Below are 12,201 nucleotides of genomic sequence, written 5' to 3' on the forward strand. Positions count from 1 at the left end.
AGAATTTTATAAATCAAAAAGCCTATTAACGTGAGTTGATAGGCTTTTTTTTTTAATTTGTTGGCGCCCGCCTGCCGGCAGGCAGGTTACCATAAGGGTCGGGCTTTTCGTTACAAGTTTTGGCTCGATGCGCGCCTCGCTAAAAGCTTTTCACTACAATCCCTAACGCAGTTATCCGCGGGGTTCAATGTTATAATAAACGGTTACCCAGCTTTTGGTTAGATTAAATTCATTTAATCATTATTCAATGAAAAAGTGCATAGGTATAGCGTACTTAATATTATATGGCTTTCCATCTTTGTAACCAGGTTCAATGATTTTTAAATTTTGAGTTATTTCTTTAAACTCTTTTTGAATTATCTCGTTTTCATGGATAATATGAACATCTTCAATGGTACTATTTTTGTTTATTGTAAATTTAATAATGACGTTATGTTTTTTCTTTTCTAATCCAATATCATTAAATTTTTGTGGATTAAACTTTTCATCATAGTGCTTTACAATGTAAGTCTTAAAACATTTTTTTAATTCATCCTGTGTAAAAAATTGATCGCAGTCTTCAGCTATAGGTACGCTTTCATATACAGTAAAAAGACTAAATTCATAATGTTCAATTTTTTTGTCTGTTTTTATTTTGTAGATAAGTTTACCTTCTTTTAAACCATGATTGATTTTTATTTTCCTATTAAGAATAAGATTAGTAGCCAGTTTGTATTTTCCTAACATGTCAATAGGTGGTAATGGTATAATTCCAATATCTATAATTAACTGTTTTTTCGACTCATTTATGAAGTTGTATGAGATATTCTCACAATTCCAAATTTCATTTAATTGAGAAGAAATCGACTTTTTTAGTTCTATAGAAAAAACTTTAAGGCTATCTTTAACTGGATAATTGTTAATTTTAGTATTATTAGAAAACACAAAAATACTCTTGATTAAGAATAAGTAGAATATTGATTTTTTTAATATGCTATTTTTCATTGTATTAAAATTGATTGATGTATATACTAATAATTAACACGATCTCCAACCAAAATACCCCAACTATCAACCAACCCTGCATTAACTTCTAAAACATATTGGGCAGGAGCATTTGAAGGGAGTGAAGATTCATCAAATGGCATCGCGTTTTTCTGAAAACTAACAATCTCTTTTTCCGCATTTATAAAAATAAGATCTAATGGAATTTTAGTGTTCTTCATGTAGAAGAAACGTTCGGTTTCATCTTCAAAAACAAATAACATACCTTGGTTATTCTTCATCGAATTTCTATACATTAAACCTGTTTGTATATCAAAATCGGTGTCGGCAATTTCAATATCCAAAACAATTTTTGTGGCATCAGAAACTTTTAAAATATGAAGTTCACCTTCTTTAGTAAAGGTAACTTCAGTTTGCTTAATAACCTTGTTATTCTCTTTGCACCCAGATAAACACAGCGCGAAAACGAATATGAATAGTATGGTAAAACGTTTAAAAAACATCTTATTTGCTTGCAGTTTTTGGTTTATACATAAACATAAAGTACAAGCCAATTAAAATAAATGGAATACTTAACCATTGTCCGGTATTTAAGTTTAACCAGTTAATGTATTCATCACCTTGCGGTTCTTTTGTAAATTCAATAAAGAAACGAATGGTCCAAAGTAAAATTAAAAACAAGCCAAATAAAAATCCTGGTTGATCTTTTTTAGCGGTTTTCGAGTAGAAATACCATAAAATAAGAAACACAAAAATATAGCAGAACGATTCGTATAACTGCGACGGATGGCGGTAAGGCACCGCATCAAGTAAGTTTTGAAATTGTGGATTTTCAGTTACAGCATTATAGGCTTTTTGTACATCTTTAATGCCTGTACGTTGCATAATTTCACTTTTGTAATATTGGTCTTGTATAAACCGAACACCTAAAGGGAATTCTCCAGAAGCTTTTCCAATTATTTCAGAGTTAATAAAATTTCCTATTCTAATAAAAATGGCACCAGAAGCCACTGGTATCACAATTCTATCTAAAATCCAAAGTATCGATTTGTAGGTGTATTTTTTTCGGTATAAATACATCCCAATGATAATACCTATAGCTGCACCATGACTAGCAAGTCCTTGAAAACCGGTAAATTCAAAACTCGGTTTGGTTCTAATGGGAAGAAAGATGCTTAAAAAATCTTCCGTTATTAATTCCGATTGGTAAAATAAAACATGTCCTAATCTCGCACCTAGCATTGTTGCTAAAACGGTATAAATAAACAACGGATCTAAATAATCCAAAGACACCTTTTCTTTAGTGAAAATGCGTTTCATGATATACCAACCCAAAATAAAAGCAACAATCCACATCACACTGTAAAAATGTAATTTAAAGTTGCCTACAATATCAATACCTGTAATTGGGTTCCAATCAAATTTTAATAGATGCATAGGTTTTATTTTTCGTTGTAAATATAAAGGATTACAATGGCTTTAATGTTAAAATTTATTTAAGAAGTTTCAAGACTTCAACTTCAAAAATTATATTGGTTTTTCCAGGAACTGTGTTGCCACCCGCCTCTCCAAACCCTAAATGATAGGGTATAAATAAGGTAGCTTGGTCTCCAACATGCAATTGCTGTAATCCTTCTTTAAATCCTGGAATCATTTGCGCATCTGGTCCAATATCTGCAATAATAGGTTGGTATTTTTTTGTTTCAGTACCGTTTTTATCAACAACATTTAAGGCTTTAGCCACCTCTAGTTTGCTGGTTTTTATAAACTCACCGTTTTCTGTGTAAACGGTATAATGCACAAATGCTTGTGCATTTTCATGTAATTTTTCACCTTCACCTTGCTTAGACACATAATAGTAAAGTCCAGAATCTAAGGTTTTGGCTTTTGTTTTTTGATTTTCAAATCGCTTAAAAGTTGCTTTTAAAAGAGCTTCTGCTTTAGCTTTTTTTTGCTTTTCAAGGCGTTGTTCTTCAATAAAATGATTTTCGAAAATTTTGGGAGCATTAAATTTTTGTGCAGATTTACCTATTCTTAAAATATTTACTTCTTTTATCACCACTTCTTTTAGTGGTCTGTCATTTTTATCTGTTTTTACAGCCGAAATAGAATCTAAAACATCAAATCCAGTAACTAATTCACCAAAAACACTGTGTTTATTATCCAATTTTGGTCTAGGAACATCGGTAATAAAAAACTGGCTACCGTTAGTTTTCGGACCATAATTAGCCATAGAAAGAATACCTTTTTTATCGTGTTTTAAATCAGGATGAAATTCGTCTTTAAATTTATAACCAGGATTCCCAGGACCTTTACCGGTAGGGTCGCCTCCTTGGATAATCGAATTTTCTATAATACGATGAAAAATAGTACCATTAAAATAGGCTTTCTTTTTGTAAGGGTCTTTCACTAAAGTATTAGTGCCTTCAGCTAGCGACACAAAATTGGCAACGGTTACAGGCGTTTTTTCGTAAGTTAATTTGGCCATCATGTTGCCTTTGTTTGTAACAAACTCAGCATAAATACCGTCTTCAAGATCTTTGCGTTTTTCTTCACAAGCCGTTAAAAAAATAAATAACAGCGCTAGAATTAAAACGTTATAAGCACTTTTAAAAAGCATGTTAGCGTGATTGATTTTCTTCAGTAATAGAATTAACAGTAACCTCACAAATTAATGGCATATTGCTGCCAATTTTATTTTCATCGCCGTAGTAACCGTAGGCTTTTTGAGAAGGAAACAGGAAAGTAACGGTCTCACCACTTTTCATAAGCTTTAAACCTTCTCGAAGTCCAGTAAACAGTTCTTCTTTGTCCATGGCGTAGGATTGCGTTTTAATATCTTCAGTGGTGTAAATAACATTGCCATCTAAAGATTTCACATTGTAATTATAGTTTACAACATCACCAAAGTCTGGAGTTTTTAACGTGTCAATCACAGCTTTGTTATTATAGTAATACCAAAACCCACTTTCTGAAGCGATGTAATCAATATTTTGTTGCTTCATTATTTTTTCAATGGAAGCTTTCTCTCTGGCATTTAATTTTTTATTTCGTTCTACAGAAGCATCAATAAAAGAGCCTGTTTTTACAGAAACAGGACGTCTGGCTTCGGGTGTTTTGCAAGCAAATACTAAAAAAACGAGCGCTATGGTTAGAAATTTATTCATCATTCAGGGCTTTATTATAACTAGGCAATATACTAATAAATTTTTCAATAGTTTTTTCTAGAGATAAATAGCTCTTGCCACCAGCGGCATTGGTGTGTCCACCTCCTTCAAAATGAGCCCTAGACATTTCATTTACCGAAAAGTTACCTTTTGAGCGTAATGAGATTTTTATAATACCTTCTTGTCTGTCTTCTATAAAAATTGCAGCTAGTACTACACCATCTAATGAAAGGCCGTAGTTTACAACTCCTTCAGTGTCACCTTTTTTGTAATTAAAGTTGTGTAGTTCTTGCTGTGAGAGCGTAATGTATGCCGTTCTATGTTCGGGTAATACTTTTAAATTGGTTAGTGCACAACCTAATAATTGTAATCGTTCATAACTGTTAGTGTCAAAAACGTGGTTATGAATCTCTGAGTTATTTGCGCCTTTTTCAATCAAATCTGCAACAACTCTATGCGTCGTACTAGTAGTTGATGAAAACCTAAAAGAACCTGTATCTGTCATAATACCAACATACAAACTCGTTGCAATAGCACTGTTAATCTTGTCAAGATCACCTAGCATATTAATAAAATGATATACCATTTCGCAGGTGGAACTCATGCTTACATCGCTAAACGTATAAGCAGCATAATCGTCTGGCGCTTGATGATGATCAATCATAATTTTCAACGCATTGCTTTCGGTTAATGCCGATTCCATATTGCCAGTTCTATGAAAGGCATTAAAATCTAATGTAAAAATAATATCAGATTCGTTTATCAAAGCATCACAGGTGGCTGTTTGAGCATCATGTATTAAAACGGCATCATTTCCTGGTATCCATTTTAAAAAAGATGGATAATCATTAGGCATTATAACGTTTACATTGTGGTTGCCTTTTACTAAATAATGATATAAACCTAAACTGGAGCCAATAGCGTCTCCATCAGGGTTTTTATGTGCTACGATCACTATCTTTTTTGGTGTAGATAAAAGTTGTTTTATGCTTGAAATGTGTTGTTTTTTCATAGTTGACGAAGATACAATTTTTTCAAATTAGAATTATTGGAATTCAATAGAAATAGATTACTTTTGCACCCACATAAAACAAAAATAATGGCGACAAACAGAACATTTACAATGCTTAAACCAGATGCTGTTGAGAAAGGACACATTGGGGCAATATTAGAAAAAATTTCAGCTTCAGGGTTTAGAATTGTAGCAATGAAATTAACACAAATGACCACTGCAGATGCTCAAGAATTTTATGCAATTCATAAAGAGCGTCCGTTTTTTCCAGAATTAGTGGAGTATATGACACGCGGACCAATTGTTGCGGCAATCTTAGAAAAAGAAAATGCTGTTGAAGATTTTAGAACCTTAATTGGTGCTACAAATCCTGCAGACGCTGCAGAAGGTACAATTCGTAAAATGTACGCAGATTCTATAAGTGAAAACGCAGTACATGGTAGTGATAGCGATGAAAACGCAGCGATAGAAGGTGCTTTTCATTTTTCTGGAAGAGAGCAGTTTTAATTAAAAAGAACACTCAAACTATAAAAAAATCCCGCAATGTTATTGCGGGATTTTTTGTTTCTAAAAGTATGTTATATGGTATTAAACTACTTTAACGTTTACAGCATTTAAGCCTTTGCGGCCTTCTTGTAAATCAAATTCAACCAAATCGCCTTCGCGAATTTCATCAATTAAACCTGAAATGTGAACAAAATGTTCGGTGTTTGAACCTTCTTCAGTTATAAATCCAAAGCCTTTTGAATCGTTGAAGAATTTTACTGTTCCTTTACTCATTGTATTAAATTTTAATTATTATAAATGATATAATGCAAAGGTTATGCCACAAAAAAAAGCCTATCAAATTGATGATAGGCTCTTAATTGTATTGTTATATAGTATATCCTTAGATTACTTTTACATTTACGGCGTTTAATCCTTTTTTACCTTCTTGTAAATCGAATTCTACTGCATCTCCTTCGCGAATTTCATCTACTAGTCCAGAAATATGTACGAAATGCTCTTTGTTGTTGTCATCTTCAGTAATGAATCCAAAACCTTTTGAATCATTGAAAAATTTTACGGTACCTTTACTCATTGTATTTGTATTATAATAATTAATATTTGGCGAATATACAGCCAATTAAGTTATAAAACGTTAAAAACAAAAAAAGCCTATCAAATAAATGATAGGCTTTAAGTTGTAATTGTTAAATAGTATATCGTTTAGACTACTTTTACGTTTACGGCGTTTAATCCTTTTCTACCTTCTTGTAGATCGAATTCTACAACATCACCTTCACGAATTTCATCGATAAGTCCTGAAATGTGTACGAAATGTTCTTTGTTGTTGTCCTCTTCAATAATGAATCCAAATCCTTTAGAATCGTTGAAGAATTTTACTGTACCTTTACTCATTGTATTTGTATTATAATAAATTAAGCCTCAAAGGTAATACAAAAAATGATACCTTTTTGTTTTTTCACAAAATATTTACAAGAAACAGCTAAGTCTAATTATCTTAAAATCAGTTTTTTAATAATTTCTTTACCCAATTCCTCATTAAGCATAGTAATTATCTTTTCCTTACCGTAGCTTAATTCTTCCCTTAAAACACTCGAACTCAATTGCACATGCAGGGTTTCGCGCTCCAAATTCACGGCAGTTGTATAATTATTAACGCCGTTCCCCATTAGTTTAGCCCAAGCTTCCGCTACATTAACCTTGTTCAATCCTTTTTCAAGCTTATTGGTTTCAACAAATTCTTTTAAAGCGTCCTGAATGCTAATATGTTCGTTATTACGTTTTGCCATAGCATATAGAATTTTAATATTGTAAAAGTATTAATTTTTTTTGGGCGTTACCACAAGGGTCGGGCTTTTCATTACAATCTTTTGCTCGTTCCTCACAAAAGGATTTTCATTGCAATCCCTAACGCGGGCTCATCCGTTATGGCGGGTAATTTTATTATAAATACGTTTTCAATTTGCAAAAGTCTGTTATTGTCTCATCAACGGTTTATCGCGATTAGCACTGATTATAGCCTAAAAATCTCATAACTTTGATGCACTTGCTTTACAGCGTCCTCAGTACGCTCCGCATGAGTATCGCTTATAAATAACTGACCAAAATTTTCATCATCAACCAATTTTATAATTTGTGCTACACGCTGTTCATCCAACTTATCAAAAATATCATCAAGTAATAAAATAGGGTTAACACCACTTTGTGCTTTTATAAAATCAAACTGTGCCAATTTCAATGCAATCAAAAACGATTTTTGTTGTCCTTGACTCCCAAATTTCTTTATCGGATGTTCTTCAATATTAAAAAGCAAATCATCCTTATGCACACCAACACTGGTGTACTGTAAAGCTTTATCCTTATTTATCGAAGCCTTTAAAAGTGTACTCAAATCGTCATCAAATAAATGACTTTGGTAAACTAAATCAACAGCTTCATTATTATTGCTAATAACTTCGTATCTCGATTTAAAAATCGGGATAAACGTTTTTAAAAAAGCATCGCGCTTTTCAAAAATTATTTTTCCGTACTCCGTAAGTTGTGTATTGTAAACCTCTAAAGTGTCATTATTAAACGTATGGTTAAGTGCAAAATATTTTAACAAAGCATTACGTTGAGCCAATATTTTATTATAGTTTATCAAATTACTTAGGTAACTTTTATCGCTTTGCGAAATAACACTATCAATAAACTTACGCCTAGTATCACTTCCTTCTATAATCAAATCTCTATCTGCCGGCGATATAATTACCAAAGGCAAAAAGCCAATATGCTCACTAAATTTTTCATAAGCCTTACCATTACGCTTAATCATTTTCTTCTGTCCTCGTTTTAAACTAATCGCAACTTTTTCAATTTTACCATCTTTCTCATAATCTCCATTAATTACAAAAAAGTCTTCTCCGTGTTTAATATTTTGAGTGGCAACAGGATTGAAATAGCTTTTTCCGAAGGATAAATGGTAAATCGCATCAAGTACATTTGTTTTTCCAATACCGTTATTACCAACAATACAATTTATTTTGTCATTGAAAATGAACGATTTACTATCGAAATTTTTATAATTTAGTAATGAAAGCGATTTTAAAATCATAGAAAATGCAACTTTGAGGGCGTTTCAAGGTTAAACTCTTGAAAAGAAGTGCAAATTATTGAAAAATATCAAATAAATACCCTTTTAGTTCTGAAGAAAAATTATATTTTTGCGCGACAATAATTTTAGATAGCATATAATGGCAACTTATAAGAAAAGAGGACATAAACCAAAAACATCTGTAGAAAAACAACAGAATATAGAGGAAGGATCTACAACTGCAGAGGTTTTTAATACACTTGATGAAACAGCTTCTAAAACCGAAGATTTTGTAGCAAAAAACCAAAAATATATTTTCATAATTATTGGTCTGGTTGCAGCAATAGTTTTAGGGTCTTTAGGTTATAAAGAGTATATCGCTAAACCAAAACAACAAGCTGCAATGAACGATATGTTTCAGGCTCAAAAATATTTTGATCAAGCCGTTACAGGAGTAGCAAAAGACTCGTTGTATAATTTAGCTTTAAACGGAGGTGAAGGTAAATATGGGATGCTAGATATTATAGAAGAGTATAGCGGAACTCCTTCTGCTAACTTAGCTAGTTACTATGCAGGTACTGCGTATTTAAGATTAAAAGATTACAAAAATGCCGTTGAGCATTTAAGTAATTTTAAAAGCGATGATGAAATTTTAGCGCCTTTAGCTAAAGGAAATATTGGTGATGCTTTTGTGCAACTTAACCAGCCAGAAGATGCTTTAGAATACTACGAGCAAGCTGCTGAAATGCGCAATAACGAATTTACAACACCAATGTATTTGTTTAAAGCAGGAACAATTGCTTTAGATTTAGGTAAAGCTGATAAAGCTTTAACTTATTTTAAAAGAATAAAAGACGATTACAGTAACTCAACTGAAGCAACAAAAGTAGATGTGTTTATAGGAAAAGCACAAGTTTTAGCAAACAAATAATAGCTAAATTATGGCTACCGAAAATAAAAATTTATCAGAATACGATAAAGCAACAATCCCAAACGCGAGTAAATTTCGGTTTGGGATTGTTGTTTCAGAATGGAATGATAATGTAACTGAAGGGCTGTATCAAGGCGCTTATCATGCCCTTTTGGAAAATGGTGTGTTACCACATAATATAATTAGATGGAATGTTCCGGGAAGCTTCGAGCTTATTTACGGGGCTAAAAAGATGCAAGAGCAAATGGTTAACGCTGTTATTGCCATAGGAAGCGTGATTCAAGGGGAAACAAAACATTTTGATTTTGTTTGCGAAGGGGTTACACAAGGCATAAAAGATTTAAATGTAAGGCGTGAAACACCAGTAATTTTCTGTGTGCTTACAGATAATACCATGCAACAAGCCATCGATCGCTCTGGTGGGAAACATGGAAACAAGGGCACTGAAGCCGCTATTGCTGCAATAAAAATGGCAGAACTACGCAAGAATAGTTAGTTTTTTTTCACACTAATAGGTTTTCTATTATTCAGCTCTTGTCAATTATCTTAACATTTTTTGGCAGTTTAAACTCCTATTTCTGCATACTTTTAAGTATTTTTGAAACGACGAGCAATACTAGATTTTGTTTAAACAACGCAAACATAAAACCTTTAATTATCAACCTAGATTTTCAAAAGAAAGTCAAACAGAGTCTGGTTTAGATAGCAATGCAGATACCAAAGATTTTATTTCTAAATGGCGACAAAACAAAGGCACTAAAGTTAAAACTCGAGGTGCCATGTCAATGAGGGTGTTAATCATCATTTTGGTATTATTATTGATTTGTATGTATGTATTAGAGAAAAAATACATGTAATACCAAAAACTTAGAAATCATGGGACTTTTAAAATTAAAAAAGAACAAAAAATTTAGCTATACACCGCGTTATTATGATGATAAAGGTGAGGGGAATCCGTATGAAATTAAGCATAAGTTTGATGGCTTTAGAAAAACGGTAGGTGCGAATAAAGGAATTAAAGCAAAATTTAATGATGCATTTGATGATTTAAAAAATAACCCAGATAGGGAAGCCAATAGACGCATTTTAATAATTGTTGCTATTCTTGTGTTGATTTTTTTGTTTATCATAGACTTCGATTTAACGATATTCTTTTCTAATTAATATATGGCAGACATTATACAGCTTTTACCCGATCATGTAGCAAACCAAATTGCTGCTGGAGAAGTTGTACAACGTCCAGCTTCTGTAGTTAAAGAACTTCTTGAAAACGCTATTGATGCAGGGGCAAATACCATAAAACTTATTATTAAAGACGCTGGTAAAACCTTAGTGCAAGTTATAGATAATGGTAAGGGAATGAGCGTTACAGATGCACGTTTGAGTTTTGAGCGTCATGCCACTTCAAAAATTAGAAATGCTGAAGATTTATTTCAACTAAACACCAAAGGTTTTAGAGGTGAAGCATTAGCGAGTATCGCCGCAATTGCCCATGTTGAACTAAAAACCAAACAAGATCTAGACGATGTTGGAACAGCAATAATTATTGAAGGTAGTAATGTGGTTTCCCAAGACATTGTGGTAACACCAACAGGAACTTCAGTTGCAGTAAAAAATCTGTTTTTTAATATCCCAGCAAGACGAAATTTTTTAAAGTCCGATACTGTAGAATTGCGTCATGTTATCGATGAATTTCATCGTGTGGCATTAGCACATCCTAGTATTAGTTTTGCGCTGTATAACAATGGGAGCGAAACGTTTAATTTGCCTGTTAGTAATTATCGTCAGCGTATCGTAAATATTTTTGGTAATAAAACCAATGAAAAATTGGTTCCTGTTGAAGAGGATACCGAAGTACTTAAAATTTCGGGATTTGTTGGTAAACCCGAATTTGCTAAAAAAACAAGAGGCGAGCAATACTTTTTTGTGAATAATCGCTTCATAAAAAGCGCCTATCTAAATCATGCGATAGCTTCAGCTTTTGATGGTTTGTTAAAAAGTGGCACCCATGCCAGTTATTTTTTAAATTTAACAGTAGACCCGCATACCATCGATATTAACATCCATCCTACAAAAACAGAAATTAAGTTTGATGATGAACATACACTTTATGCTTTATTGCGTTCTGCCATAAAACATAGTTTGGGTCAATTTAATATTGCGCCAGTGTTAGATTTTGAACGCGACCCTAATTTAGATACGCCATACGATTATAAAAAAACAGATTCAAAAGCTCCGAAAATTGAAGTAGATAGAAGTTTTAATCCGTTTCAAGAAGAACAACAATCAAGAGCCAAAGCAATTGCTTATAAAAAGGAACCTGTTGCCAGTTGGGAGAGTTTGTATGTGGGTTTAGAATCTAAAGGAAATAATTCAAAACAAGACTTCACTGAAGTTAGGTTTGAAAGTGAGGAGCAAACGGCATCTATTTTTACAGATGAGAATCAAGTTGATAAAACCAACACAACCTATCAGCTTCATAATAAATACATTATTAGTGCTATCAAATCTGGTATGTTAGTCATCGATCAGCATCGAGCTCATCAGCGAATCTTATATGAAGATTTCCTCAAAAACTTAACAATTAAAGAAGCTGTTAGTCAGCAATTATTGTTTCCGTTACAACTTCATTTTTCACCACAAGATATTGTGATTATAAGGCAGTTAAAAGATGATTTAGAGCATACGGGTTTTGTCTTTTCAAACTTTAAAGATGAAACTGTAGATATTACAGGTGTGCCAGTAGGCGTGCCAGAAAGCGAAGTGTCTATAATTTTAGAACAGCTTGTAAGTGATGTTGAAAATGAAGTACCTGATAGTAATTTTAGTGCAGCCGATTTGCTTGCAAAATCTATGGCTAAAAGTTTAGCAATAAAAACAGGGCAGTCATTGCAAAAAGATGAGCAAGAGCACTTAGTTAACAAATTGTTTGCTTGTAAGGAACCTAATGTGTCGCCCACGAATCGAACAACCTTCGTAACCATGACGGTTGACGAGTTAGACAAAAAATTTATTTAGTAAAGTATAA

The 12,201-nt window shown here is 32.7% G+C and carries 17 protein-coding genes; 6 read left to right on the top strand and 11 right to left on the bottom strand.

Going from position 1 to position 12,201, the window contains the following annotated elements; translation table 11 throughout:
* Positions 1 to 240 precede the first annotated feature (240 nt).
* From O5O44_RS04500 to O5O44_RS04525, 6 genes are read right to left on the bottom strand one after another with little or no spacing between them, the layout of a single operon-like run.
* Complete coding sequence (locus O5O44_RS04500; protein WP_289195895.1) at positions 241 to 984, bottom strand: energy transducer TonB; 744 nt, start codon at positions 982 to 984, stop codon at positions 241 to 243.
* Positions 985 to 1,010: 26 nt separating this feature from the next.
* Positions 1,011 to 1,487, bottom strand: coding sequence for a DUF192 domain-containing protein (locus tag O5O44_RS04505; RefSeq protein WP_289195896.1), 477 nt, complete (start codon positions 1,485 to 1,487; stop codon positions 1,011 to 1,013).
* 1 nt (position 1,488) lies between these two features.
* Positions 1,489 to 2,421 (bottom strand): prolipoprotein diacylglyceryl transferase, encoded by a 933-nt coding sequence (lgt, locus tag O5O44_RS04510; protein WP_289195897.1) that lies wholly within the window; start codon positions 2,419 to 2,421, stop codon positions 1,489 to 1,491.
* 55 nt (positions 2,422 to 2,476) lie between these two features.
* A complete protein-coding gene (locus O5O44_RS04515) occupies positions 2,477 to 3,604 on the bottom strand; it encodes a peptidylprolyl isomerase (protein WP_289195898.1) in 1,128 nt (375 codons plus the stop codon).
* Position 3,605: 1 nt separating this feature from the next.
* Positions 3,606 to 4,151, bottom strand: coding sequence for a gliding motility-associated peptidyl-prolyl isomerase GldI (gldI, locus tag O5O44_RS04520; protein WP_289196465.1), 546 nt, complete (start codon positions 4,149 to 4,151; stop codon positions 3,606 to 3,608).
* A complete protein-coding gene (locus O5O44_RS04525) occupies positions 4,144 to 5,163 on the bottom strand; it encodes a DHH family phosphoesterase (protein ID WP_289195899.1) in 1,020 nt (339 codons plus the stop codon). The genes gldI and O5O44_RS04525 overlap by 8 nt, the downstream gene beginning before the upstream one ends.
* A gap of 87 nt (positions 5,164 to 5,250) precedes the next feature.
* On the opposite strand from O5O44_RS04525, the gene O5O44_RS04530 reads away from it, so the two are divergent.
* Positions 5,251 to 5,670 carry a nucleoside-diphosphate kinase gene (locus O5O44_RS04530; RefSeq protein ID WP_289195900.1) on the top strand — a complete coding sequence of 140 codons (420 nt, stop codon included), beginning with the start codon at positions 5,251 to 5,253 and terminating at the stop codon, positions 5,668 to 5,670.
* An 81-nt stretch (positions 5,671 to 5,751) separates the two neighbouring features.
* Here the strand turns inward: O5O44_RS04530 and O5O44_RS04535 are convergent, their stop codons facing one another.
* From O5O44_RS04535 to recF, 5 genes are all read right to left on the bottom strand, one after another.
* Positions 5,752 to 5,943: a cold-shock protein gene (locus O5O44_RS04535; protein WP_019386350.1), complete on the bottom strand. Its 192-nt coding sequence runs from the start codon at positions 5,941 to 5,943 to the stop codon at positions 5,752 to 5,754.
* 109 nt (positions 5,944 to 6,052) lie between these two features.
* The gene (locus O5O44_RS04540; protein ID WP_135876672.1) at positions 6,053 to 6,244 is read right to left on the bottom strand and encodes a cold-shock protein; all 192 of its coding nucleotides are present in this window, start codon (positions 6,242 to 6,244) and stop codon (positions 6,053 to 6,055) included.
* A gap of 128 nt (positions 6,245 to 6,372) precedes the next feature.
* On the bottom strand, positions 6,373 to 6,564 hold the full coding sequence (locus O5O44_RS04545) for a cold-shock protein (protein ID WP_019386352.1): 192 nt from the start codon (positions 6,562 to 6,564) through the stop codon (positions 6,373 to 6,375).
* A gap of 98 nt (positions 6,565 to 6,662) precedes the next feature.
* Positions 6,663 to 6,959, bottom strand: a complete 297-nt coding sequence (locus tag O5O44_RS04550) for a DciA family protein (RefSeq protein ID WP_289195901.1) — start codon at positions 6,957 to 6,959, stop codon at positions 6,663 to 6,665.
* Between the two features lie 224 nt (positions 6,960 to 7,183).
* Positions 7,184 to 8,263, bottom strand: coding sequence for a DNA replication/repair protein RecF (gene recF / locus O5O44_RS04555; protein WP_289195902.1), 1,080 nt, complete (start codon positions 8,261 to 8,263; stop codon positions 7,184 to 7,186).
* 139 nt (positions 8,264 to 8,402) lie between these two features.
* Between recF and O5O44_RS04560 the strand changes: the two genes are divergently transcribed.
* From O5O44_RS04560 to mutL, 5 genes are all read left to right on the top strand, one after another.
* Complete coding sequence (locus tag O5O44_RS04560) at positions 8,403 to 9,173, top strand: YfgM family protein (RefSeq protein ID WP_289195903.1); 771 nt, start codon at positions 8,403 to 8,405, stop codon at positions 9,171 to 9,173.
* Positions 9,174 to 9,183: 10 nt separating this feature from the next.
* Positions 9,184 to 9,669 (top strand): 6,7-dimethyl-8-ribityllumazine synthase, encoded by a 486-nt coding sequence (ribH, locus tag O5O44_RS04565; protein WP_019386356.1) that lies wholly within the window; start codon positions 9,184 to 9,186, stop codon positions 9,667 to 9,669.
* A gap of 127 nt (positions 9,670 to 9,796) precedes the next feature.
* Positions 9,797 to 10,030 (top strand): hypothetical protein, encoded by a 234-nt coding sequence (locus O5O44_RS04570; RefSeq protein WP_289195904.1) that lies wholly within the window; start codon positions 9,797 to 9,799, stop codon positions 10,028 to 10,030.
* 19 nt (positions 10,031 to 10,049) lie between these two features.
* Positions 10,050 to 10,337, top strand: coding sequence for a riboflavin synthase subunit beta (locus tag O5O44_RS04575; protein ID WP_289195905.1), 288 nt, complete (start codon positions 10,050 to 10,052; stop codon positions 10,335 to 10,337).
* Between the two features lie 3 nt (positions 10,338 to 10,340).
* Positions 10,341 to 12,191, top strand: a complete 1,851-nt coding sequence (mutL, locus tag O5O44_RS04580) for a DNA mismatch repair endonuclease MutL (protein ID WP_289195906.1) — start codon at positions 10,341 to 10,343, stop codon at positions 12,189 to 12,191.
* Positions 12,192 to 12,201 lie beyond the last annotated feature (10 nt).

This window comes from Algibacter luteus (assembly GCF_030344935.1).
GTDB lineage: Bacteria > Bacteroidota > Bacteroidia > Flavobacteriales > Flavobacteriaceae > Arenitalea > Arenitalea lutea.